General features: G+C 50.9%; 1 protein-coding gene. It reads left to right on the plus strand.

The window, feature by feature from the left end:
• The coding region (locus NE664_15420; protein MCQ4728022.1) for a YhfX family PLP-dependent enzyme at nt 1–391 on the plus strand (391 nt) is incomplete at both ends.

Raw genomic sequence — 391 nt, forward strand, 5'->3', positions numbered from 1 at the left:
TGGGCGTGATACAGGAAATTCTGCTGCGGGTGTATGGTGAAGGTGATATGATTTATTCCGGGCAGACAGCCGGTTTTCATTTAAATACCCTGGAAGAACTGGCGGATCGTATCGTTGGTTCGTATCCCCATGTGAGAATTGCGGGTGTCACCTCTTTTCCCTGTTACTTATACGATGAGCAGCTGGATGACATCGTTCCTACGGCTAATTTAAAAACCGTAACGCGTGCGGCAGCAATCTTAAAGTCGCGGGGAATTCTCTGCCGTATCATCAATACTCCCTCAGCAACCTGCTGTCGCACCATTGAACGGATGAAGCGGGACGGGGGAAATTGTGGTGAGCCGGGACATGGCTTTTCCGGAACAACCCCCATGCATGCCGCCCATGAACT

Origin of the sequence: Anaerotignum faecicola (genome assembly GCA_024460105.1) — a bacterium.
In the GTDB taxonomy this organism is placed as follows: Bacteria; Bacillota; Clostridia; order Lachnospirales; family Anaerotignaceae; genus JANFXS01.